This window comes from Streptomyces violaceus, assembly GCF_036014075.1.
Taxonomy (GTDB): domain Bacteria; phylum Actinomycetota; class Actinomycetes; order Streptomycetales; family Streptomycetaceae; genus Streptomyces; species Streptomyces violaceus.
Genome location: NZ_CP107911.1, coordinates 6375156 through 6397628, shown reverse-complemented (window position 1 = coordinate 6397628; position 22473 = coordinate 6375156). Strand labels below are relative to the sequence as shown.

Below are 22473 nucleotides of genomic sequence, written 5' to 3'. Positions count from 1 at the left end.
CATCGGTCTCCTCATGCTTGTCTGAACTCCCTTCCCATGAGGAGACAAGGAGACGCGCATGTTCAGCCAGCTTTGGGGTGCGGTCCTGGAGGAGGCCGACTGGCAGCGCTGGATCGCCGATGGGCACGACGTCGGGCTGCTCAGCGTCAACGGGCTGCTCGGGCACGCGCCCACGACCATGCCCACCCACTTCGTCGCAGACGGCAGTCGGCTCCTGATACAACTGGCCCGCCCTAACCCGGTTTGGGCCGTGCTCGAGTACGACCCGAACGTCACCTTCACGGTGCTGGGCGACAGCACCCCCGGCCCCTGGCACGCGGCCACCGGCATCGAGCCCACCGACGGTGGGCCCAGCGGCGATTACGCGGTTGTCCAGTTCACCTGCCAAGCCCACATCGTCGACGGTCCCGAGGACAAGGCGGCACTGTTGCGCCGGCAGACGGCCCACTTTCGGCCCGACGGCAGCCACGGCTCTGCCGCGGCCGACCAGCCGCCGTATGCGCGCCTGCTGTCCGGAGTCCGCGGCCTGATTCTGAACGTGACCGAGGCCAAGGCCAAGTTCAGGTACGACGGTCACGAGCCCGTCGGGTAGCGCGACCCGCGAAACGTCGGCAGTGCGGCCTCCCGGCTCGCATGGCCCCGCACCCCTGCCCCCCCCCTGAACCCCACCCACCAGCACCGGACCGAACGGGAACGGACCCTTCTCATGACCACCCTTCGCATCGCGCCCGCCATCGCCGCCGCTTTTCCCGACACCCTCATCGCCGTGGTGACAGCCACCGGCCTGCGGGGGCACGAGCCCTGGCCCGCCACCACGGCGGCGCTCACCGACCTCGAACAACGGCTGGCCGACGGCAGCTGGTCCCCGGCCGACGAGAGTGACCCGCGCATCGAGGCGTGGCACACGGCCTACCGCTCCTTCGGGACCAACCCGCGCCGCATTCGTCCCAGCGTCGATGCCCTCGGCCGGCGCATGGCCAAGAAGGGCACGCTGCCGCGCATCAATCCGGCTGTCGACTCCTACAACGCCGTGTCCGTCCGTCACGGGTTGCCCGCGGGCGCCTTCGACCTCGACAACGTCACTGGCGACGTCGACCTGCGCCACGCGAACGGCAGTGAGGAGTTCACCCCGCTCGGCGAGCCCGGCACGACTGAGACTCCCAGGGCCGACGAGATCATCTACGCCGATGCCGATGTCGTCCTGACGCGCCACTGGAACCATCGCGACGCTCACCAGACCCGTGTCACTGAAGACTCCACCCGCGTCGCCTTCGCTCTGGAGACCCTGCGCGCCACCGAGGACGGCGGCCTGCTGAAGAACGCGGCCGAGGAGCTGATCGCCCTGCTCGCTCCCCACGCTGAGCGGACCGGCGTCCACTACCTCAGCCCTCAGCAGCCCGAAGCCACTGTCTGACCGGTACCCGGACTGCCCTCGTCCCGGCCGCCGGCGTTTCGTCGGGATCACTGAAACGCGGTGGTCCCCATCACCGCGCACCAGCTCGGTTGTGGACTGCACAGCAGCCTTGGCTACCGCAGTCCCGCCGAATACGAGACCCCACTCGCAGCCTGACCACCACACCAATGGTCTCCGTCAAAGCGGAACAAGCTCACCGCTACCTCGCCTTCAAGAAGGTCCCCGTCCTGCTACGGGCCTTCGCCGCCGCCCGATCCCAGATCGACCCCGCCCCCGCCCTGCTGATGTGGGGCGACTGCCCCGGCGAATGCGAAGGCGCCCCCGTAGACCTCGCCGCCGAACTCGGCATCCATGACGACGTGTTCTTCATCGGCTGGCGTGGCCACGACGAACTTTCCACCGGCCTGAACCGCGCCGACCTCATGGTCGCCCCGGCCGTGAACGAGCCCATCGGGATGTCTACATCGAAGCCATGGCCTGCGCCGTCCCGCCCATCGCCACCGCCACCGCCACCGCCACCGGATGGCTCGTCCCACCCGACGGCCCGGACGCCCTCGCCCACAGCCTCACCACCGCCCTCCGCGACACAGCCCAGCGAACCCACCGCGCCGACAACGCACGCACACACGTCGAAGACACCTACAGCTGGACCGCACGGCCGACCACTACCTCACCGCCCTACGCCACCGCCCAGGAGCTTGACACCCATGACCAACCAGATCAGCGGCCTGCTCCTCGACATGAACGGCCCCTTCCGGCACTGGCGCAACACCGGAGCCCGCACCAGCGAACAACTCGCCGCTCTCCCCGGGCACCATCGCCCGCTACGCCTACGACCACCGCACCCACCGCCTCACCACCGACTTCGGAGCACACGTGCGAGACGCCCTCGCCTCATGGCGGGCCGACAGCGGCGAGCCCCTGAAAGCCAGGAAAGGGCCTCCGTCCCAGATCAGAGGCCCTTTCTCAGGCAAAGCCGCAGGAAGAGGCAGACGAGTCGGGCTGTACGCCGGGTTCTGTTCCCCGGTTCCCTCGCGGGAGCCGGGGCGACGGCCATCCATCTAGGGCCGGCGTTGCCACCGGCCTCGTGCGGTCTACCCGCGGACTCGGGCGGGCAGCCCTCGGTCGTCCGCGCAGAAGCACCGAGGTGCTTCCTCTTGACCTTGCTCCGGGTGGGGTTTACCTAGCTGCCCAGGTCACCCTGGGCACTGGTGGTCTCTTACACCACCGTTTCACCCTTACCGAGGACCGAGGTCCCCGGCGGTCTGCTTTCTGTGGCACTGTCCCGCGGGTCACCCCGGGTGGCCGTTAGCCACCACCCTGCCCTGTGGAGCCCGGACGTTCCTCGGGAAGCTCCCCGTCAGGGGGACTCCACGCGGCCGTCCGCCCGGCTCGTCTGCCGTGTCGACCATGGTACCGGGCGTGAGCGGGGCCGCGGACCGGCGGCGGTCGCCAGCACCGAGCCCGCGAGGATCAGCGTGAACGCCGCCACGATGCCCGCCGTCAGCTGCTCGTCCAGGAAGATCGCGCCCGCCGCCACCGCGACCGCCGGATTGACGTACGTGAAGACCGTCGCCCTGGTCGGGCCCGCCTCCTTGATCAGCTCCAGGAAGGCCACGAAGGCGATGGCCGTGCAGACGGCGCCCAGGGCCGCCAGCGCGGCCAGGACCGAGGGGGAGGGCATGGCCGACGGCCAGGTCATCGCCGCCGCCGGGGCATAGACCAGCGCCGCCAGGGCCAGGCAGGGGGCGATGAGCTGGAGGGTCGGGACGTTCTTCAGGTGGCGGGCCGCTATCAGGGGCGCCGTCGCGTAGCCCACCACCGTCACCAGGATCTCGGCCAGCGACTTCGCGTCGCCGCCCGTCAGGTGCGGGACCGTGAGGACCCCTACGCCGGCCAGGCCCAGGGCGAGTCCGGTCATCCGCCTCATCCCCAGTCTCTCCGTCTCGCCGAAGAAGCGGGCCAGGGCCACGCCCACGATCGGGACGCCGGCGATCAGCAGGCCCGCCGTCGAGCTGGAGAGGTGGCGTTCCGCGTCGGTCAGGGTCCACCAAGGGCCGATGATCTCGATGCACGCGAAGGCCAGCATCGGGCGCCAGTGGGTCCGCACGATGCCGGGCAGGCCGCCCTGGCGTATCGCGAAGGGGAGCAGGAGTGCGGCGCCCAGCGCGCAGCGCGTGAACACCACCATGGACGGGGACACGGCGTCCACCGCCACCTTGATCATCAGGTAGGGGACGCCCCAGATCACTCCCATCAGGGAGAACAGGAACCAGCCGCGTGCAGTCATGTGGCGAGTCTCGGCCGCCTCACCCCGCCGTGTCTTGAACGCTGTTGCGGTACGCCGCCGGGGTCACGCCCAGGACCCGGCGGAACCAGCGGGTGAGGTGCGCCTGGTCGGCGAAGCCGACGAGTCCGGCGACCTCGGCGGGGCGCAGGCCGGAGTCCAGGAGTCCGCGGGCCCTGGCTACCCGGTGCTGGGCGAGCCAGGCGTACGGCGGTACGCCCGTGGTCGTGCGGAAGGCGCGCAGGAGCTGGTAGCGGGAGAGGCCGAGGTCGGTGGCGAGGGCGGCCAGGGAGGGAGGGTCCAGCAGTTCGTCGGCGAGGCGGTCGCGTACGGCCCTGGCGATGTGGTCGGCGCCGGGCAGTGTGTCGTCGCTCGCGCGGGCCGTGGAGTGGCGGCGGGCCAGGGCGGTGAGCAGCCAGGGCAGCCGGGACTCGGCCTCCAGGGGGTCGGGGCAGGCGCTGATGTCCGTGTGGGCGCGGCGGAGGGCGGTGGCCAGCTCCGGGTCGTGGAGGACGGCGTCCCGGAAGTGCGGGAGACCGCCGAGCGTGCCGTCGGTGAGGAGGGACGGCTCGGTGTAGAGCGCCTGGTAGGCGTAGCCCTCGGAGGCGGCCGGGCCGCCGGTGTGCATCTCGCCCGGCTCCAGGACGACGATCGAGCCGGGGTAGGAGTGGATCCGCCCGCCCCGGTAGGCGATGACCTCCGAGCCGCCGACCGTGACGCCGATGGTGAACTCGTCGTGTGCGTGCGGCGCGTAGACGTGCCGGTCGAAGTGGGCGGTGAGGAGGTCGAGGGGCGGGCCGCAGCGGCCCAGCCGTGCCCTGGTCCAGCGGGCCTGTTCTCTCATGTGCGCTTGCGTGCTCACCTCGTACCCCCCGGCGCACAGGGGACCAGAGGAAGCCGGTGGTGTCCAGGGCTTAGGAGCTTGACCTTGCCGCGACGTCAACGTCTTCACTGGTCCCATGCGGATCGGAGAACTCGCCGTCGCCGTCGGCGTCACCACGCGGGCCGTGCGGCACTATCACCAGCTGGGCCTGCTGCCCGAACCGGAGCGGCGGGCGAACGGGTATCGGGAGTACGGCCTTCGGCACGCTGTCGTGCTGGCGCGGATCCGGAGGCTGACCGAGCTGGGGCTCGGGCTCGCGGAGGTGCGGGACGTGCTGGCGGACGAGGCCGGGAAGGACCTGGTCGAGGTGCTGACCGAGCTGGACGAGGATCTGGCGCGGCAGGAGGAGGCCATCCGGGAGCGGCGGGGGCGGTTGCGGACTCTGCTGGAGGCGGAGGGCGGGCTGCCCGCCGAAGGGCCCGTGTCGCCCGAGCTGGCCGCGCTGTTCGCCGGGTCGGCCCGGCTCTCGGACTCGCCCATGGCCGCCAAGGACCGCGAGATCATGGCCTTCCTGGAGACGGCCATGCCGGACGAGGCACGGAAGCAGCTCGTGTCGTCGTTGGGTGAGGTGCTCGGCGCGCCCGAGGCCGTGGCGCGGGCCCATGAGGCGTACGCGTTGCTCGACGCGCTCGCCGAGGCGGAGCCGGACGATCCGCGCGTCGCCGAGGCCGCCCGGGCCCTGGCCGACTGCATTCCCCCGGGGCTGTTCCCGGAGGTCGGGGATCTCGACCACGACGACAGCGTCCTGCGCGCCTTCTACGCCGACCTGGCCCCGGCCCAGGCGGAGGCGATCCGCCGGACGCTGCACCTTCTCACCGAGGAGCGACGATGAGGATCCCCTGGCTGCTGGTCCGGCCTGAGGTGTGGGCGCTGGCGCGTCTCGTCACCGAGGAGCGAAGGTGAGGATCGCGCGGCTGCTGGTCCGGCACGAGGTGCGCCTGCTCGAGAGTCTCGTGCTGTGGGTGGCACGGCGTACGCACGGGGCCAGGGGTGGTCAGGCGTTCGGGTACGCGCGCGGGCAGGGCGCGATGATGTTCGGCTTCGCGTTCGTGTGCCTCATCGAGACGGTCGCGTTGTCCGTGCTGCTGCGGGACTGGCCGACCGTGCACGCCGTCTTCCTCTTCCTGGACGTGTACAGCGTCGTCTTCGTCGTCGGGCTGCACGCCTCGTCCGTCGTACGTCCGCACGTACTGGATCCGGTCGGTGGTGAGCTGCGGATCCGGCGGTACGTCCATGTCGATCTGCGTGTGCCGCTGGAGCGGATCGCCTCGGTGCGGCGCGAGCTGCGGATGACGCACGAGCGGGCCGACGGCGAGCTCGATGTCGAGGTGGGCTCCCAGACGACCGTCACGATCGAACTCACGGAACCCGTCACCCATCTCGGCTTCTTCGGGCGCCGGCGCCCGGTCCGTGTCGTCCGTTTTCACGCCGACGACGCCGACGACCTCGTCCGCGCCCTCGGCCGGGCGCGAGTCTGAGGTCGACGCGGGTCCCCGTACGCTGTCGGCGGAGTTCGATCGAAGGAGTACGCGTGCTTGTCCTGCTGCCGCCGTCCGAAGGCAAGGCCTCTTCCGGCCGCGGTGCCCCGCTGAAGCCGGAGTCGCTGTCGCTGCCGGGGCTGACCGCCGCCCGGGAGGCCGTCCTCACCGAGCTGGTCGAGCTGTGCGCCGGCGACGAGGACAAGGCACGCGAGGTGCTCGGCCTCAGTGAGGGGCTGCGAGGCGAGGTCGCCAAGAACGCGGAGCTGCGGACGGCGGGAGCGCGGCCGGCCGGGGAGATCTACACCGGCGTGCTCTACGACGCCCTCGGCCTGGCGACCCTGGACGCCTCCGCCAAGCGGCGGGCGGCGCGCTCGCTGCTCGTGTTCTCCGGGTTGTGGGGTGCCGTGCGGGTGACGGACCGGATTCCGTCCTACCGGTGCTCGATGGGGGTGAAGCTGCCGGGGCTCGGGGCGCTGGGCGCGCACTGGCGTACTCCGATGGCGTCGGTGCTTCCCGAGGTGGCCGGGGACGGGCTGGTGCTGGATCTGCGGTCCGCCGCGTACGCCACCGCCTGGAAGCCGAAGGGCGAGATCGCCGGACGGACGGCGTCGGTACGGGTGCTGCACGCGCCGACGCGGAAGGTGGTCAGCCACTTCAACAAGGCGACCAAGGGGCGGATCGTGCGCGGCCTGCTGACCGCCGGGGCCGATCCGAAGGGCCCGGCCGAGCTGGTCACAGCCTTGCGGGAGCTCGGGTACGTCGTGGAGGCCGAGGCGCCGGACAAGGCGGGGCAGGCGTGGGCTCTGGACGTGCTGGTGGACGAGGTTCACTGACCAGCGGACGACGCCACACGTCACACGTTGCTCGTCACGCGTTGCAGCATACGCAATGAGCTTTGCGCATGTTGCTGGTTCGGCGGCAGGATACCGCCATGGTCTCTCCCCTGCCCGCCTCCGTGCTGGACCTCGCGCCCGTCATCCCCGTCGTCGTCATCGAGGATGCGAGCGACGCCGTACCGCTGGCGCGGGCGCTGGTGGCCGGCGGGCTGCCCGCGATCGAGGTGACGCTGCGGACGCCCGCGGCGCTGGATGCGATCCGGGAGATCGCGGGGCAGGTACCGGGGGCGGTGGTGGGTGCCGGGACGGTGATCAGTCCCGGGCAGGTCGAGGAGTCGGTGGCCGCGGGCTCCCGCTTCCTGGTCAGTCCCGGCTGGACGGACGTACTGCTGGAGGCGATGCGGGTGTCCGGAGTGCCGTACCTGCCGGGGGTGTCGACCACGTCGGAGGTCGTGGCGCTGCTGGAGCGCGGGGTGCGGGAGATGAAGTTCTTCCCGGCCGAGGCCGCCGGCGGTACGGCGTATCTGAAGTCGCTCGCCGGGCCGCTGCCGCAGGCCCGCTTCTGCCCGACGGGCGGGATCGGTCCGGCCTCCGCACCGGACTACCTCGCGCTGCCCAACGTCGGGTGCGTAGGCGGGAGCTGGATGCTCCCGCAGGAGGCGGTCGCGGCCCGCGACTGGGGGCGTGTCGAGGCGCTGGCCCGTGCGGCGGCGGGGCTCAGCGCAGGTGGGACGTGTCGTTGAGGAGGCGGACGCTGGCGTTGCCGTCCGCGTAGTACGCCACGACCGACAGGGACGCGGCCGAGAGTTCCATGCGGAACAGGGACTCCGGCGGGGCCCCGAGGGCGAGCCGGACGAGCGTCTTGATCGGGGTCACGTGGGTGACGAGCAGGACCGTGCGGCCCGCGTACGCCGCGACCAGCTTGTCGCGGGTGGCGGCGATCCGGGTGCCCGTCGCCGCGAAGCTCTCGCCGCCGCCGGTGGGTTCGGCGTCCGGGGAGGCCAGCCAGGCGTTCAGGTCGTCGGGGTGGCGCTCGCGCACCTCGGCGAAGGTGAGTCCCTCCCAGGCGCCGAAGTCGGTCTCGCGCAACCCGTCGTCGACACTCACGTCGAGCCCGAGCCGGGCGGCGACGATACCGGCGGTCTCCCGCGTCCGGGTGAGGGGCGACGAGACGACGGCCTGGATCGTGCCGCGCCTGGCCAGCAGTGCGGCGGCGCGCTCGGCCTGTTCCCGGCCCACGTCGGAGAGGGAGGGGTCGGTACCGCCGCTGCCGGAGAAGCGCTTCTGCGGGGTGAGGGGGGTCTCGCCGTGGCGCAGGAGTACGAAGGTGGCGGGGGCACCCATGTCGGCGGGCGCCCAGCCGGGCGTGGCAACGGCCTTGGCGGCACGGGTGTCGGCGTCGGCCTTGGCGGCGCGGGTGTCGGCGTCGGCCTTGGCGGCGCGAGCGTCGGCGTCGGCCTTGGCGGCGCGGGTGTCGGCGTCGGCCTTGGCGGCGCGAGCGTCGGCCTCAGCCTTCACCGAGCGTGCGTCGGCCTCGGCGTCGGCTCGGACGCCCTGCGCACCGGCGGCGGCACGGACGCCCGGTGTATCGGCTTCGGCCTGCGCGGCAGGCGTGTCGGTATCGGCCGCCTCGGCGAGATGATCAGCCCCCGCCGCAGCACGCCCCTCCGCCAGAGCCCCGCGCACGCGCGCCGCCCCGGCCGCCGCGTCCCCGGGCGGCCCGGACGAGGCAGCGGCCCCGGCAGAAGTGTCCAGCTCAGCCGTCGACGCGGACTCCGACCACTGTTCTCCCCTGGCCCCGGCATCCATCGCCTCGTTGGCCAGTCGGTCCGCGTGCTTGTTCCGCTCCCTCGGGATCCACTCGTACGTGACCCGGCCCGGCGGGAACACCCGTGCCGCCTCTGCCGCCAGGGGCTTCATGTCGGGGTGCTTGATCTTCCAGCGGCCCGACATCTGCTCGACGACGAGCTTGGAGTCCATCCGGACGTGGACCGTCGCGGCCGGGTCCAGTTCATGGGCGGCGCGCAGGCCGGCGAGGAGGCCCCGGTACTCGGCGACGTTGTTCGTGGCGACGCCGATGTACTCGGCCGCCTCCCGCAGGGTCTCCCCCGTCGCCGCGTCGCTCACCACGGCCCCGTAGCCCGCGGGCCCCGGGTTGCCCCGCGACCCGCCGTCGGCCTCGACGATGAACTCCCGCACGGCCACCGCCCCTGTCGCCCCTTACAGACCCGACTCGGACGTGCGCACCAGGATGCGACGGCAGTTCTCGCAGCGGATCACCGTGTCGGGCGCCGCCTTGCGGATCTCGGCCAGCTCCGTGATGGCGAGCTCCTGCCGGCAGCCCTGGCAGCTGCGCGCGTACAGCTTCGCCGCGCCGACGCCGCCCTGCTGCTCGCGCAGCCGCTCGTAGAGCTTGAGCAGATCGGCGGGCACCGACCCGGCGATGACCTCGCGCTCCTTTGCCACCGTGGCGGCCTCGCCGTCGAGCTGCTCGACGGCCGCGTCCCGGCGTGCGGTCGTGTCATCGATCTTCGACTGGACGGAGGTGACCCGTTCGGTCAGCTCGGCCACCCGCTCCTGCGCGGACTCCATGCGCTCCATGACCTCCAGCACCACGTCCTCCAGATCGCCCTGCCGCTTGGCGAGGGAGGCGATCTCGCGCTGGAGGTTCTCCAGGTCCTTGGGGGAGGTGACGGCACCGGAGTCCAGGCGCTGCTGGTCGCGGGTGGCGCGCTGGCGCACCTGGTCCACGTCCTGCTCGGCCTTGGTCTGCTCGCGGGCGGTGTCGCTCTCCTCGGTCTGCGCGGCCACGAGCAGGTCGCGCAGCTGGGTGTGGTCCTTGGTCAGCGACTCGATCTCGGCGTGCTCGGGCAGCGACCTGCGCTTGTGCGCGAGCTGCTGGAGGCGGACGTCGAGGTCCTGGAGGTCGAGGAGTCGGATCTGGTCGGCGGGCGCGGCGTTCAGTTCGGGGCTCCCAGGGGGTCAGAAGTGGTTGAGGCCGCGTGCGCGGTCCAGGGGTCGGTGACCGTCTTCGAGACGTGGACGCGCAGGTCCCATCCGTGCCGGTCGGAGATCTCGTCGAGCTGGCTCGCGGCCAGCTCGCACCAGGGCCACTCGGTGGCCCAGTGCGCCGCGTCGAGCAGCGCGAGGGGGCTGTGGGCGCGGGCCTCGGAGACCGGGTGGTGGCGCAGGTCCGCGGTCAGGAAGGCGTCGACACCCGCCGCGCGTACCTGGTCGAAGAGGCTGTCGCCGGAGCCGCCGCTGACGGCGACCGTGCGCAGCAGCGCCTCGGGGTCGCCGGCGACGCGGATGCCCTGCGCGGTGGCGGGCAGCCGCTCGGCGGCGCGGGCGGCGAACTCGCGGACGGTCAGCGGGGGGTCCAGCGCGCAGACGCGGCCCAGGCCCCGGCGGCCCTCGGGGTCGGTGGGGTCGGGGACGAGCGGTCCGGTGACGCGCAGGTCCAGGGCGCCCGCGAGGGCGTCGGAGACACCCGGGTCGGCGGTGTCGGCGTTGGTGTGGGCGACGTGCAGCGCGATGTCGTTCTTGATGAGGGTGTGGACGACACGGCCCTTGAAGTGCGTCGCCGCGACGGTCGTCGTACCCCGCAGATAGAGCGGGTGGTGGGTGACGAGCAGGCCGGCGCCCAGCTTCACCGCCTCGTCGACGATCTCCTGGACCGGGTCGACGGCGAACAGGACCCGGGTGACCTCCTGGTCCGGGTCCCCCACGACGGTGCCGACCGCGTCCCAGGACTCGGCCCGCTCGGCGGGCCACAGCTTCTCGAGCGCGGCGATGACTTCAGACAGACGGGGCACGACAGCAAGGCTACCCGTCTGATCTGTGGCGTTGAACCGCCACTGCCACTGCCCCTGCCACCGCCACCGTCACCGCCCCCACCCCTGCCACCGCCCCGGCGGCCACCTGTCGCCCCGCCGAGCACAAATGCACCCTTTTCCTCAGGCGAATCGTTCCTGGAACACCCTTATGCGTGAAGCCGGAGCGTGCGGCCTCCCCGCCTGTGCGTGCGAAAACTACGTTCGTCACTGGAGGTGACCGAACGATGACTGCCTGTGCGATCGAGCCTTCGGCGGGACACGAGGACGGGGACGGTGCGGGGCCGGCGGGCTGCGCCCTCTCCGCGGACGGTGCCTACGCCGCACGCCTGGCGTCGGCCGGCGACTCCTGGTTCCCGGAGCGCTGGACCCTGGACGGCCCCGAGCCGTACGCGGTGCCGCTGCCCCGCAACCAGCCGGAGGAGCCGGGCACCGAGGTGCAGCCGATGGCCGACGGGCGGGTCCTCATCCACCGTCGGGTGGCCGGGCGGCACGCCTTCTCGCTGCTCTATCCGACCGGGCCCGGCACCGGCGAGGTACCCCTGGGCGCGGTGGAGTGCCCGGACGTGGCCGCCCGGATGCGGCTGCTGCCGCCCGCCCCCGGCGGCGAGCGGGCGTATGCCCTGGCGGTCGGCCGGCGTTCGACGGCGGTGTGGCTGGTGGCGGGCGGCCCCTTCGGGCCCGAGCAGCTGGCCGAGCTGCCCGGCCGCTGCTCGGGCGGGGTCTGGCTGGACCCGACGGGGCGGCTACTGGCCCTGGACCGGGAGGCCGGCGGGCGCACCAAGGCCGTCGTGGTGGATCTGGAGCGCGGCGGCGAGGTGTCGCCGCTGCTGCAGATCGCCGCCGACAGCGACGACCGGCTGCTGCTCGCCGACCACGACAGCGGGCTGCTGATCGTCCGCTCGGACGCGCCCTCGCCGGGCCAGGACCGGCTGGGCTGGGGTGTCCTGGGCAGCACCCTTCCGGTGCGCTTCCCGGAGTGCCTGCGGCTGCGGGACTGTGCGGTCACGCCGTTCGCGATCCAGCCGGGGCAGGTGCTGACACCGGAGAGCTGCGCGGTGGCCCTGCGGGTGGACGGGCCTGCGGGCAGCTGGGTCGCCGTGTGGCGGCCGGCCGAGCGGCGGGTGCACCATCTCCCGGCGCCCGAGGGGTGGTTGGCGGGCACCGGCCTGTGGACACCGGACGGGGTGCTGCGGCTGCCGTACGCGACGGAGGTCGTACCGTGCGGCGTGGCACAGCTGAGCCCGCCGGCGGCCGCGGTGCCGGATCCCGGCGCAGCGCCGCCGCCCTGTCCACAGCCGGGCAAGGAGGCGGGGCAGGAGACAGGGCGGGAGGCGGACGCGCGTACCGCCGGCACGACCGCCGCACCGGGGCACCCTCCGGAACCGGAACCGGAACCGGAACCGGAACCGGAACCGGAGCGGGCGGCGGATCCAGCGCCCCCGACCCCCTCCGCCCCGCGTCCGGTCCCCCTGCAGCAAGCGCCATTGGGACGGCTTGTAACGAACTAGTGCCGGTTGGCGTGGCCGCCTGGATGCCGGGTGCGGGGTGCCGGATACACTCACCCGGCTGTAAAAAAGATCATGTTGACGGGGTGAATTCCATCCGATGAGCGACGCCAGCACGAACCAGCTGCACGCTGCCGACGTCCAGGAGACCTCCACCGGCCACGGCCGGCACCGCGGCGAGGTCTCCACGCACGACGGCGAGACGGCTCCGCGCGGCCGCCACCGTAAACCGGCGGCGGAGAGCGAGCAGACCGAGACGGCGGCCTGACGGAACGTCAGTGGCCGAACAGCGAACGGCCCCACCCCTCGCACGACGGGTAGGGCCGTTCAGCGTTCCTCAGCCGCGTTTCAGCCCCAGTACCTCCGCCGCCGCGAAGGTCTCCCCGTCCGGCCGGTCCGCGTAGTACGGCCCGAGGACGGCTTCCAGCTCGTCGTACGTGAAGGTCTCCTGCTTGCTGTCGAACTTGGCGGCGACCCGCGGCCGTTCGACGACGGCGACCATCCCGCCGTGCACCACGAGGAGCTGTCCGTTCACGTGGGCGGCGGCGGGTGAGGCCAGATAGCCGACGAGCGGGGCGACGTGTTCGGGGGCGAGTGGGTCGAGGCCGTTTCCCGAACCGCGCTCGACGCCCGCGAAGACGTCCTCGGTCATCCGGGTGCGGGCGCGGGGGCAGATCGCGTTGGCCGTCACGCCGTACTTGCCGAGGGCGAGGGCCGTGGAGGTGGTGAGGCCGACGATCCCGCCCTTGGCCGCCGCGTAGTTGGGCTGCCCGGCGGAACCCGCGAGGAACGCCTCCGAGGAGGTGTTCACGATCCGCCCGAACACCGGCTCCCCGGCCCGCTTGGACCGCTCCCGCCAGTGGGCGGCGGCGAACCGGGTGGTGTTGAAGTGCCCCTTGAGGTGCACCCGGAGCACGGCGTCCCACTCCTCCTCGGCCATCGAGAACACCATGCGGTCGCGCAGGATTCCCGCGTTGTTGACGAGGATGTCGAGCTTGCCGAACTCGGCGACGGCCGACTCGACCAGTTCGCCCGCCTGCCGGAAGTCGGAGACGTCCCCGGTGTGCGCGAGGGCGGCCCCGCCCACCGCCCGGATCTCGGCGGCGACCTCCTCGGCGGGCCCGGCGGACGCCTCGCCGCTGCCGTCGCGGCCGGCCTGCCCGTAGTCGTTGACGACCACGGCCGCGCCGAGCCGGGCGAGTTCCAGCGCCTCGGCCCGGCCGAGCCCGCGGCCCGCGCCCGTGACGACGGCGGACAGTCCCTGGAGAGGCAGCGGCATGGTGTGTGTCCTCACATCTCGATGCACGTACGCAGGGCTGTCCCGGTCCGCATCTGGTCCAGGGCCTCGTTGACGTCGGCGAACGGGACCCGGTGAGTGATCAGGCCGGCCAGGTCGACCCGGCCCGCGCGCCACAGGGCGATGGTGCGTTCGTAGGAGCGCAGGACGTCTCCGCCGCCGTACATGGACGGCAGGATTCGCTTCTCGTCGAAGAACAGCTCGAACATGTTGAGCTGGAGGAAGTCGTCCATGGCGCCCGCGCCGACCACGACGAGGGTGCCGCCGCGCCGGGTGGTGTCGTACGCGGTCCGTGCCGTGGCCGACTTGCCGACGACCTCGAAGACGTAGTCGAAGCCCTCGCCCGCGGTGACCTGCTGTTTGGCGTCGGGCAGTTCGTCCGGGGAGACGGCCTTGGTGGCGCCGAACTTGAGCGCGCTCTCGCGGCGCGAGGCGATGGGGTCGACGGCGACGATCTCGGCGGCGCCCCGCAGCCGGGCCCCCTGGATCACGGAGATGCCGACGCCCCCGCACCCGATGACCGCCACGGACGAACCGGCCTCCAGATCCGCCGTGTTGAGCGCGGCACCCAGCCCGGTCGTCACGCCGCAGCCGATGAGGGCGGCGATGTCGAAGGGCACGTCGTCGGGTATCGGCACCGCGCAGCCGGCGTCGACGACGACCTCCTCGGTGAAGGTGCCGGTGCCGGCGAAACCGAAGACGTCTCCGCCGGGGCGCTTGAAGTTGGGTGTGCCGGCGTTCATGAACCCGGCGAGGCACAGTTCGGTCTGCCCGCGCTTGCAGGCGGGACAGGCGCCGCAGGAGGGCAGCCAGCACACGACGACCCGGTCACCGGCCTTCAAGTGGGCGACACCCTCGCCGACTTCGGCGATCTCCCCCGCCCCCTCGTGCCCGGGCACGAACGGCGCGGGCTGCGGCAGCACCCCGCTCATCGCGGACAGGTCCGAGTGGCACAGCCCCGTGGCGCGCACCCTGACCCGCACCTTGCCGGGTCCGAACCCCACCGCCTCGACGTCGTCGAGGACCTCCAGTTTGTCCTGGCCGATCTCGTGCAGTACGGCTGCGCGCATGGTGCGGCTCCCCTCGTACGGCGTTCTGGGACTCAGGTGTGTTCGACGATGGTGTCGGCGAGGACGGGCGCGTCGTCCCGCTCTTCCGCGCTGACGGCGACCCTGGTGGCCTCGGGCGTGTGCCACATGCGGATGCGCAGGGTCTCGCCCGGGTACACGACCCCGGCGAACCGGGTGGCGTAGGACCGCACCCGGGTCACGTCCCCGCCGAGGAGTGCGTCGGCGACGGCCTTGAGCGTGATGCCGTAGGTGCACAGCCCGTGCAGGATGGGCCGCTCGAACCCGGCGACCTTGGCGAACTCGGGGTCGGCGTGCAGGGGGTTCCAGTCGCCGGAGAGGCGGTAGAGGAGGGCCTGGTCCTCGCGGACGTGCCGCTCGACGACCCGGTCCGGCTCACCGGCGGGCGGATCGAGCCGGGCGGACGGGCCGCGGTCGCCGCCCCAGCCGCCCTCGCCGCGGATGAAGATCTGGGCGTCGTTGGTCCACAACGGGCCGTCGGCATCGCCGACTTCGGTACGCAGCACGAGGACGGCCGCCTTGCCCTTGTCGTACACGGCGGCGATCCGGTTGGTCGCGGTGGCGGTGCCCGTCGCCGGGATGGGCCGGTGGAGGACGAGGCTCTGGCCGCCGTGCAGGACACGGGCGAGGTCGACGTCGATGCCGGGCATGGACAGCCCGCCGGTCACCCCGGGCTTTCCGGCGCCCGCGACGGTGGCGAAGCTCGGCAGGACGTGCAGCCGGGACTCCAGGGTGTAGCGCAGCTCGTCGGGGTCGGTGGCTGGGATGCCCGCGCCGATGCCGAGGTGGTAGAGCTGCACGTCCTTGTGGTCCCAGGTGATCTCGCCGGTCCGGGGTTCGGCGGCGAGCGCCTTGGCTGCGTCGATGGGCATGGGGCTCCTGATCGCCGTGGGAAGACCTCGGCACGGCCGTCCGCACCGTCGGCCGCACCGAGGCCGTCTGGGACCGGACCGGAACGGACCGAATCCAACTGGAACGCGTTCCAGTCCCGCGCCCTCTGTATAGCCCAGGCCCCCACACTTGTGAAGCCTCCTGACGCCATGTCAGATCACGGGGTTCGGGAGGGTCCGGGACCAGCCGCCCACCGCCCCCTCCGCCCTCAGGGGGCGGGACCTCTGCGGCGGGACGGCGCCGTGTACGTTGGCCGGGGGGTCGCGCCGTACCTCGGCGGCGTGGGCAACGGCTGGGGGAAATGGAGCACATGGCACGCGTCGCCGTCATCACCGCGCCGAACATCGGGTACCGCAACACCGGCATGCTGACCGTCGACTTGGCGTTCGAGTCCCTGCGGCGGCGGATGACCACCGGGGGCGACGAGGTCGACGCCACCTGGTTCACCCTGCACACGCCGGAGACCGTGCCGCTGCGCGAGTGCGCGCAAGGCACCGACTTCCCGTTCCGTTTCCATCCGCTGGCCGAGCACCTCGACACGCTCCGCGACCACGACGCGGTCGTCTTCTGGGGCGACTTCCTGCACACCCGGCACTATCTGGCGCAGGACGCGACGAACCGTCTGCTCGACTTCGGCATCGCCGCGGACCGTGACGCCGCCCGGAACCTGCTGAACCGGACCCTGCTGTTCGCGGACCAGCCCGACGAGCTCCTCGCGCGGACCCTCAGCTACGGCGGGACCATCCTGCACAACACGCAGTCCGACTACGAGGACAAGGAGTACGGCCCCCTGTTCTCACGTCTGGTGACGCGCGGCCACCGCACCTGGGTGCGCGACCCGCTCTCCGCGGCGAAGATCGCGCACCTGCGCGGGGACCGTACGACCGACCACTTCGGTTCGGACGCGGCGCTGCTGTCCCGCCCGGGCGACCTCGACCACCTCCCGACCACGGACTGGTCCCGGTCGGTCCCGGACGGCGGTGCGATCGGTGTGTTCCTCGGCGCCCGTACGCCCGTCCCCGCGTGGCTGCCCGCCTCCTGCCAGGAGCTGTCCGACCGCCTGGGCGCTCCGCTGGAGTGGCTGCCCTGGTTCGACCGGGACGTCCCCGCTCCGGTCGGCCACATCGCGGCCCGCCCAGGCGACCACACCATCGGCGACCTGGTGGGGGTCCTCCCCCGCTACCGGCTGGTCATCACGGACACCTACCACCTGGCGGTCAACGCCTGGGGCGCCGGCACCCCGGCGGTGTGTGTCGGCGCGCCCGAGCCGACCCCGAAGACGCACGACGACTACCTGACGCTGAGCGATGTGAAGAAGCACGTCTTCCACATGGCGTACGACGCGACGGACTTCTATCTCTCCACCCGGGAAGGGCAAGGGCAGGACGTCGACCGGATCGTGCGGCTCGTGGAGGGCGGCGGGGCCGACACCGTCGCGAGCCGCATCCGCGAGCACGCCGACCATTCGGCGGCGGCCTTCACCGAGACGCTGGCCTCGCTGCTCGCCACCTCCCGCCCTACCCTGGGCGCGTGACCGGCAGACCCATCCGCGTGCTGCTCGCGGAGGACCAGGGCATGATGCGCGGCGCGCTCGCGCTGCTGCTCGGCATGGAGGACGACATCGAGGTCGTGAAGGTCCGCAACTACCTCTCCTCCGCCATCGGCAAGACGGGCACCCGAAACCGCATGGAGGCCCTACGCGAGGCCCGCGGCCAGGGCTTGCTGTGAGCCCCGAGCCCCTGCCCCGCGGAACAGGGCCGTCCACAGGAAGCTCTCCCCGAAGCACCCCGACTCCTCCGGCTCGTCCCGCATCCTCCGCAGCTCGACCTCGGTGAGGCCCGAGAAGATCCCCCGCACCGACTCGGGCGTGTACGCGAGTCCGCCCCGCAGTCCGGCCGTCGCCTCCCGGTAGAAGTCCGCGTCGGACAGCTCCGACCCCATCCCCCCGGCACCGGCGGCGAAGCACGTGAGCCCGAACAGGCCCCCGGGAGCCAGGACGTTCTCCAGCAGCGCCAGATAGCTGACCCGCCGGTGCGGAGGCAGATGGTGGAAGCAGCCGGAGTCGTAGACGAGGTCGTACGGCCCGGTCAGTTCCGTACCGGCGAGCGCGAACGCGTCACCGCAGTGGAATCGCACGCCCTCCACTCCCGTCTCCCGGGCCCGCTCCCCGGCCCAGTCGACGGCTGCCGGTGACAGATCGACCGCGTCGACCGCGAACCCTTGAGCCGCCAGATACAGCGCGTTGCGCCCCGGACCGCACCCGAGTTCCAGCGCACGCCCCGCGCTGACCACCCCCCGTTCCACCCAACTCACCAGATTCTCGTCCGGCTTCGCCACGAAGAACGGCACCGGCCGGGAACGGTCGGCGTAGAAGCCGTCCCACCAGTCGGCACCCTGGCTCGTCCACCGATCGGCCTCGGGTGCGAACAGCCCGTCGAGCAGGGCGAGTACGTCGTCGACGGTACGTGTGTTCCGGTCCATCCGGCCCTCCTTCCGCATTCGCCAATCGTACGCCGGGACGTAGCAAAACCCCAGGTCAGAGCAGGTTTCCGGGCATCGGCGAACCGCCCTCAGCGGCCCTCAGTGCCACCGGGAAACACCCCGCCGACCCCCCACTTCACCCCCCGTCCGAAACACCGGCGGGACGCCGTCAGGGGGCCACGACGCCCCCACCCCCGGCAACGCGACCCGCGCTGATTCCCGCCGTCGGCAGGCATCTGACGGCCCTACCGCTGCCGCGGCGTCCGCGGCAGCCAGACCCACATCAGCAGCACACCCGCGACCAGCACCCCGGTCCCCACCCGGAACGCCAGCGCGTAGCCCTCAGTCAGCGCCTCCGGCGACCCGCTCCCCGCCGTCCGCGCCGCCGCCAGGGTCGACAGGACGGCCAGGCCCAGTGAACCCCCCATCGTGCGGGAGGTGTTGACGAGGCCGGACACCAGACCGGCCTCCCCGGGGGCCGCGCCGGAGGTGGCCAGGGCGGCGAGCGGTGTCGACGCGAGGCCCGCGCCGAGCATCATGAGGACGCCGGGGACGAGGATCGTCGTCGCGTAGGAGCCCTCGGCGGTCATCCTGGACTGCCAGGCGAAGCCGGCCACGGCGACCAGCGTGCCCAGCACCGCCACGGTGCGCGGGCCGGCCGCCCGCATCAGCCGGGGCGCGAGCTTGGAGCCGAGGACCACGGCCAGGGAACTCGGAACCAGGGCCAGTCCGGCTTCCAGGGGCGTGTACCCCAGGACGTTCTGCGCGTACAGGGTCATGAAGAACCACATGCAGAACATCGCGAAGCCGCACAGGAACATCGAGACGTTCGCCGAGGCGACCGACCGCAGGCGCAGCAGCCCGAGCGGCATCAGCGGGCTCGCGGTGCGGGCCTCGACCGCGAGGAACAGGGCGATCAGCGCGAGCCCGGCGAGCAGCGGCAGCAGCGTGGCCGCCGCCGTCCAGCCCTCCGCCTCCGTCTGGGAGATGCCGTAGGCGAGCGTGCCGAGCCCGGTCGTCACGAGGAGCGCGCCCGGCAGGTCGAGCCGCCGCCTGTCCCCGGCCCGGCCCTCGACGAGGAACCAGGCGGCGGCGCAGAGCAGCGCGGCCCCCACGGGCACGTTGATCAGCAGCACCCACCGCCAGGACAGCGTCTCCACCAGGAGGCCGCCGGCCAGACCGCCCGCCGCGCCGCCACCGCCCCCGACCGCGGTCCAGGTCCCTATGGCCCGGGCCCGGGCCGCGCCCTCCGGCACCGACGATGTGAGGATGGTCAGCGTCGAGGGCGCCAGCACCGCCGCCCCCAGCCCCTGCACGGCCCGTGCGACCAGCAACTGCCAGTCGTCCTGCGCCAGTCCGCCCGCCAGTGAGGCCAGGGTGAACACACCGAGCCCGACGAGGAACATCCGCTTGCGGCCGTAGAGGTCTCCGGCCCGCCCGCCGAGCAGCATGAAACCGGCGAAGGCGATGGTGTAGGCGTTCACCACCCACTGCAGGCCCTGCTCGCTCAGCCCGAGCCCGGTCCGCATCGAGGGCAGCGCCACATTGACGACGGACACGTCCAGCACGACGAGAAACTGCCCGGCACACGTGAGCGTCACCACGAGCCAGGTGGGCGGCGCCGCACGGCGCGGGGTACGGGTCCTTTCGGCGGTTTCGAGCATGGGTGTCATGCTCTCAACCAATCCACGCTCCTGGCATCGGGATTTCGGCCTAGGGCCTGGCGCGGACGGGCCTAGGCCCCCCATGTCTCCCAGGCCCCTCCCCCAAGAGAAGGTCAAGAATTCGTTAGAGTGCCAAAGCAACGGAATAGTTGCCTGCACATACGGGTTCAGGGACCACGTAACCCTGTGATCCATAGCTCCCGCATACCTTCCCGGCCTGGAGGCCCCTCTCAATGACGCAGACGACGACAGACCGTCCCGCCGGCAGAGCGAGCGGGTCCGTGGTCCCGGTGCTCGCCTTCGCGGGCATCGTTGTCGCGGTGATGCAGACCCTGCTCGTCCCGGTCATCAAGGATCTGCCGCAACTGCTGGACACCGACCCCGGCAACGCGACCTGGGTCCTGACCTCGACCCTTCTCTCGGGTGCCGTGGCCACCCCGATCATGGGCCGCCTCGGCGACCTCTACGGCAAGCGGCGCATGCTGATCCTCAGCCTCGCGGTGATGGTGGTCGGCGCCCTGGTCAGCGCGCTCACCAGCGATCTGCTGCTCATGATCACCGGCCGTACGCTCCAGGGCTTCGCGATGGGCGCGATCCCGCTCGGCATCGGCCTCATGCGCGACATGCTGCCCCGGGAACGACTCGGCTCGGCGATGGCCCTGATGAGCTCCTCCATAGGCGTCGGCGGCGGCCTCGCCCTGCCCGCCGCCGCCCTGGTCGCCCAGCACGCCGACTGGCACGCCCTCTTCTACGGCGCCGCCGGCCTCGGTGTGCTCTCCATCGCCCTCACCCTCCTCGTCGTACCGGAGTCCCCGATGCGCGCCGAGGGCTCCTTCGACCTGCTGGGCGCGCTCGGCCTGTCCGCCGGCCTCGTGCTGTTCCTGCTGCCGATCACCAAGGGCAGCGACTGGGGCTGGACCTCCGGCACCACGCTCGGCCTGTTCGGCGCCGCCGCGGTCGTCCTGCTCCTGTGGGGCGTGATGGAACTGCGCGTCAAGGCCCCCCTGGTGGACCTGCGCACCACGGCCCGCCCGGCCGTCCTCTTCACCAACCTCGCCTCGATCATGGTCGGCGTCTCCTTCTACGTCGTCTCCCTGGTCCTGCCGCAGCTGCTCCAGCTGCCGAAGTCCACCGGCTACGGCCTCGGCCAGTCGATGGTCGTCGCGGGTCTGCTCGTCGCGCCGCTCGGCCTGACGATGATGTTCACGGCGCCCGTCTACGCCCGGCTGTCCGCGAAGTACGGCCCCAAGGTCACCCTGATCCTCGGTCTGCTGATCATCGCGATCGGCTACGGCGCCGGCCTCGGCCTGATGAGCGCCGCCTGGCAGAGCCTGGTCATCTCGGTGCTGCTGGGCGCGGGCATCGGCCTCGCCTACTCCTCGCTGCCCGCGCTGATCGTGGGCGCGGTGCCGGCCTCGGAGACGGGTGCGGCGAACGGCCTCAACACCCTGATGCGCTCCATCGGTACGTCGGTGTCGAGCGCCGTGATCGGCATGGTGCTGGCCAACACCGCGAACAACGTCGGCGGGGTCGCGATCCCGACCATGCACGGCTTCCGGGTCTCCTTCCTGATCGCGACCGCCGCCGTCGCCGTGGGCCTGCTCCTGGCGCTCTTCCTGCCGGGCCGCCGCCCGGCCGCCCACCCGCAGCTGCGGGCCAGCAGCGAGGAGGACGCCAACCTGGAGCACGCGGAAGCGGTCCTGCGCGGCTTCCGCGGCCGGGTCCTGGACGCGGACGGCGCCCCGGTCGCCCGTGCCAAGGTCACGCTGATCGACCGCCGGGGCCGCCAGGCCGGCGCGACCCTCTCCGCCGAGGACGGCGGCTACGCGCTCACCGTCCCCTCCCAGGGCTCCTACGTCGTGGCCGTCCGGGCCCCGGGCCACGCCCCGCTCGCCTCGTCCGCGACCCACGCGGGCGACGACCGCCCGGTCGACCTGGACCTGCCGCTGCCGGGCGCGACGGTTCCCGCCTGACCGGCCTGGGCGGTCCGATGCCCCCGGGGGACCAGGACGCCCAACACCGTTCGGAGCGTCCGGCTGAGCATGAGCTCTGGCAACAGAACTCACTCCAGCTCAGTCTCCAGGAACGGTACGGCAGCATGGGCGCCGAACCGTACCGTCCGGAAGGAACCCCATGCCCATAGACCCGAAGCCCAACATCCTGGCCGCGTTCGAGGCGGCGAAGGGGTTCATGCCCGTGGACGAGGGCCTGGCCCTGTACGCGGCGGCGGTGGAGGCCGGGCGGCTGGGGCTGCCTCTGCTGGAGGTAGGCACGTACTGCGGCCGGTCCACGATCCTGCTCGCCGACGCGGCCCGCGAGGCCGGGGCCGTCGCGCTGACCGTCGACCACCACCGCGGCAGCGAGGAGCAGCAGCCGGGCTGGGAGTACCACGACTCCGAGACGGTCGACCCCGAGATCGGCCTGATGGACACGCTGCCCACATTCCGCCGCACCCTGCGCAAGGCGGGTCTTGAGGACCATGTGGTGGCCCTGGTCGGCCGTTCCCCGCAGATCGCGGCGGTCTGGGGCACGCCCTTGGGGCTGGTCTTCATCGACGGCGGCCACACCGACGAGCACGCCACCGCCGACTACGAGGGCTGGGCCCCGCATGTCGCGGAGGGCGGCCTGCTCGTCATCCACGACGTCTTCCCCGACCCGCGGGACGAGTTCACCGGCCAGGCCCCGTACCGCCTCTACCTGCGCGCCCTCGCCTCCGGCGCGTTCACCGAGGTCTCGGCGACGCACTCACTGCGCGTGCTGCGGCGCACCGGCCCGGGCATCTAGGAGAACGGCCGGCCGGGTGAACCGCA

The 22473-nt window shown here is 72.3% G+C and carries 20 protein-coding genes, 1 other RNA gene and 3 pseudogenes; 13 read left to right on the top strand and 11 right to left on the bottom strand.

The genetic code is table 11. The annotated features are described in order from the left end of the window. Positions 1 to 58 precede the first annotated feature (58 nt). The 3 genes and pseudogenes from OG542_RS28830 to OG542_RS40770 all read left to right on the top strand — a co-directional run. Positions 59 to 592, top strand: coding sequence for an FMN-binding negative transcriptional regulator (locus OG542_RS28830; RefSeq protein ID WP_328414541.1), 534 nt, complete (start codon positions 59 to 61; stop codon positions 590 to 592). Positions 593 to 706: 114 nt separating this feature from the next. Beyond that, positions 707 to 1414, top strand: coding sequence for a B3/B4 domain-containing protein (locus OG542_RS28825; RefSeq protein ID WP_328414539.1), 708 nt, complete (start codon positions 707 to 709; stop codon positions 1412 to 1414). A gap of 167 nt (positions 1415 to 1581) precedes the next feature. Next, positions 1582 to 1863: pseudogene (locus OG542_RS40770) on the top strand (glycosyltransferase); the annotation flags it as partial. A 540-nt stretch (positions 1864 to 2403) separates the two neighbouring features. Here OG542_RS40770 and rnpB read toward each other — a convergent pair. From rnpB to OG542_RS28805, 3 genes and pseudogenes are all read right to left on the bottom strand, one after another. Then, positions 2404 to 2809, bottom strand: an RNA gene (gene rnpB / locus OG542_RS28820) — RNase P RNA component class A. A 115-nt stretch (positions 2810 to 2924) separates the two neighbouring features. Beyond that, positions 2925 to 3641, bottom strand: a pseudogene (locus OG542_RS40765) (DMT family transporter); the annotation flags it as partial. 82 nt (positions 3642 to 3723) lie between these two features. After that, positions 3724 to 4545 carry an AraC family transcriptional regulator gene (locus tag OG542_RS28805; protein WP_328414535.1) on the bottom strand — a complete coding sequence of 274 codons (822 nt, stop codon included), beginning with the start codon at positions 4543 to 4545 and terminating at the stop codon, positions 3724 to 3726. 115 nt (positions 4546 to 4660) lie between these two features. Here OG542_RS28805 and OG542_RS28800 point away from each other — a divergent pair, with 115 nt between their 5' ends. The 4 genes from OG542_RS28800 (at position 4661) to eda (ending at position 7644) form a co-directional block, all read left to right on the top strand. Beyond that, positions 4661 to 5416, top strand: coding sequence for a MerR family transcriptional regulator (locus OG542_RS28800; protein ID WP_311125393.1), 756 nt, complete (start codon positions 4661 to 4663; stop codon positions 5414 to 5416). A gap of 67 nt (positions 5417 to 5483) precedes the next feature. Further along, positions 5484 to 6062: a hypothetical protein gene (locus OG542_RS28795; RefSeq protein ID WP_328414531.1), complete on the top strand. Its 579-nt coding sequence runs from the start codon at positions 5484 to 5486 to the stop codon at positions 6060 to 6062. Between the two features lie 53 nt (positions 6063 to 6115). Then, the gene (gene yaaA, locus OG542_RS28790) at positions 6116 to 6898 is read left to right on the top strand and encodes a peroxide stress protein YaaA (RefSeq protein WP_328414529.1); all 783 of its coding nucleotides are present in this window, start codon (positions 6116 to 6118) and stop codon (positions 6896 to 6898) included. A 98-nt stretch (positions 6899 to 6996) separates the two neighbouring features. Further along, positions 6997 to 7644 carry a bifunctional 4-hydroxy-2-oxoglutarate aldolase/2-dehydro-3-deoxy-phosphogluconate aldolase gene (gene eda, locus OG542_RS28785; protein WP_328414527.1) on the top strand — a complete coding sequence of 216 codons (648 nt, stop codon included), beginning with the start codon at positions 6997 to 6999 and terminating at the stop codon, positions 7642 to 7644. Here the strand turns inward: eda and OG542_RS28780 are convergent. The 3 genes from OG542_RS28780 to OG542_RS28770 are packed head-to-tail and all read right to left on the bottom strand — an operon-like array spanning position 7619 to position 10716. Continuing rightward, a complete protein-coding gene (locus tag OG542_RS28780) occupies positions 7619 to 9100 on the bottom strand; it encodes a bifunctional RNase H/acid phosphatase (RefSeq protein WP_328418156.1) in 1482 nt (493 codons plus the stop codon). The genes eda and OG542_RS28780 overlap by 26 nt on opposite strands. Before the next feature lie 21 nt (positions 9101 to 9121). Continuing rightward, positions 9122 to 9865, bottom strand: a complete 744-nt coding sequence (locus tag OG542_RS28775) for a zinc ribbon domain-containing protein (RefSeq protein ID WP_328418154.1) — start codon at positions 9863 to 9865, stop codon at positions 9122 to 9124. Continuing rightward, positions 9862 to 10716 carry a Nif3-like dinuclear metal center hexameric protein gene (locus OG542_RS28770; RefSeq protein WP_328414525.1) on the bottom strand — a complete coding sequence of 285 codons (855 nt, stop codon included), beginning with the start codon at positions 10714 to 10716 and terminating at the stop codon, positions 9862 to 9864. Before OG542_RS28770 ends, OG542_RS28775 begins: the two co-directional genes overlap by 4 nt. 245 nt (positions 10717 to 10961) lie before the next feature. On the opposite strand from OG542_RS28770, the gene OG542_RS28765 reads away from it, so the two are divergent. Both OG542_RS28765 and OG542_RS28760 read left to right on the top strand, forming a co-directional pair. Further along, positions 10962 to 12245: a hypothetical protein gene (locus OG542_RS28765; RefSeq protein WP_328414524.1), complete on the top strand. Its 1284-nt coding sequence runs from the start codon at positions 10962 to 10964 to the stop codon at positions 12243 to 12245. Positions 12246 to 12342: 97 nt separating this feature from the next. Then, positions 12343 to 12510, top strand: coding sequence for a hypothetical protein (locus OG542_RS28760; RefSeq protein ID WP_184592043.1), 168 nt, complete (start codon positions 12343 to 12345; stop codon positions 12508 to 12510). Between the two features lie 69 nt (positions 12511 to 12579). Here OG542_RS28760 and OG542_RS28755 read toward each other — a convergent pair whose 3' ends face one another. From OG542_RS28755 to OG542_RS28745, 3 genes are read right to left on the bottom strand one after another with little or no spacing between them, the layout of a single operon-like run. Then, positions 12580 to 13521 (bottom strand): 3-oxoacyl-ACP reductase, encoded by a 942-nt coding sequence (locus tag OG542_RS28755; protein WP_328414522.1) that lies wholly within the window; start codon positions 13519 to 13521, stop codon positions 12580 to 12582. Between the two features lie 11 nt (positions 13522 to 13532). Next, positions 13533 to 14609, bottom strand: a complete 1077-nt coding sequence (locus tag OG542_RS28750; protein ID WP_328414520.1) for a Zn-dependent alcohol dehydrogenase — start codon at positions 14607 to 14609, stop codon at positions 13533 to 13535. Positions 14610 to 14641: 32 nt separating this feature from the next. Continuing rightward, the gene (locus OG542_RS28745) at positions 14642 to 15499 is read right to left on the bottom strand and encodes a MaoC/PaaZ C-terminal domain-containing protein (protein WP_328414518.1); all 858 of its coding nucleotides are present in this window, start codon (positions 15497 to 15499) and stop codon (positions 14642 to 14644) included. Between the two features lie 329 nt (positions 15500 to 15828). Here OG542_RS28745 and OG542_RS28740 point away from each other — a divergent pair, with 329 nt between their 5' ends. After that, the gene (locus OG542_RS28740) at positions 15829 to 17052 is read left to right on the top strand and encodes a hypothetical protein (protein WP_328414516.1); all 1224 of its coding nucleotides are present in this window, start codon (positions 15829 to 15831) and stop codon (positions 17050 to 17052) included. Continuing rightward, positions 17049 to 17150, top strand: a pseudogene (locus OG542_RS40760) (DNA-binding response regulator); the annotation flags it as partial. The gene OG542_RS28740 and the pseudogene OG542_RS40760, both read left to right, overlap by 4 nt. Positions 17151 to 17213: 63 nt before the next feature. On the opposite strand, the gene OG542_RS28730 reads toward OG542_RS40760, so the two are convergent. Both OG542_RS28730 and OG542_RS28725 read right to left on the bottom strand, forming a co-directional pair. Next, complete coding sequence (locus tag OG542_RS28730; protein WP_328414514.1) at positions 17214 to 17999, bottom strand: class I SAM-dependent methyltransferase; 786 nt, start codon at positions 17997 to 17999, stop codon at positions 17214 to 17216. 245 nt (positions 18000 to 18244) lie between these two features. Next, positions 18245 to 19663: an MFS transporter gene (locus OG542_RS28725; protein ID WP_408057800.1), complete on the bottom strand. Its 1419-nt coding sequence runs from the start codon at positions 19661 to 19663 to the stop codon at positions 18245 to 18247. 233 nt (positions 19664 to 19896) lie between these two features. Between OG542_RS28725 and OG542_RS28720 the strand changes: the two genes are divergently transcribed. Together OG542_RS28720 and OG542_RS28715 are read left to right on the top strand one after the other, a co-directional pair. Then, positions 19897 to 21636, top strand: coding sequence for an MFS transporter (locus OG542_RS28720; RefSeq protein ID WP_311125406.1), 1740 nt, complete (start codon positions 19897 to 19899; stop codon positions 21634 to 21636). A gap of 160 nt (positions 21637 to 21796) precedes the next feature. Then, positions 21797 to 22447: a class I SAM-dependent methyltransferase gene (locus OG542_RS28715; protein ID WP_328414509.1), complete on the top strand. Its 651-nt coding sequence runs from the start codon at positions 21797 to 21799 to the stop codon at positions 22445 to 22447. Positions 22448 to 22473: the final 26 nt, after the last annotated feature.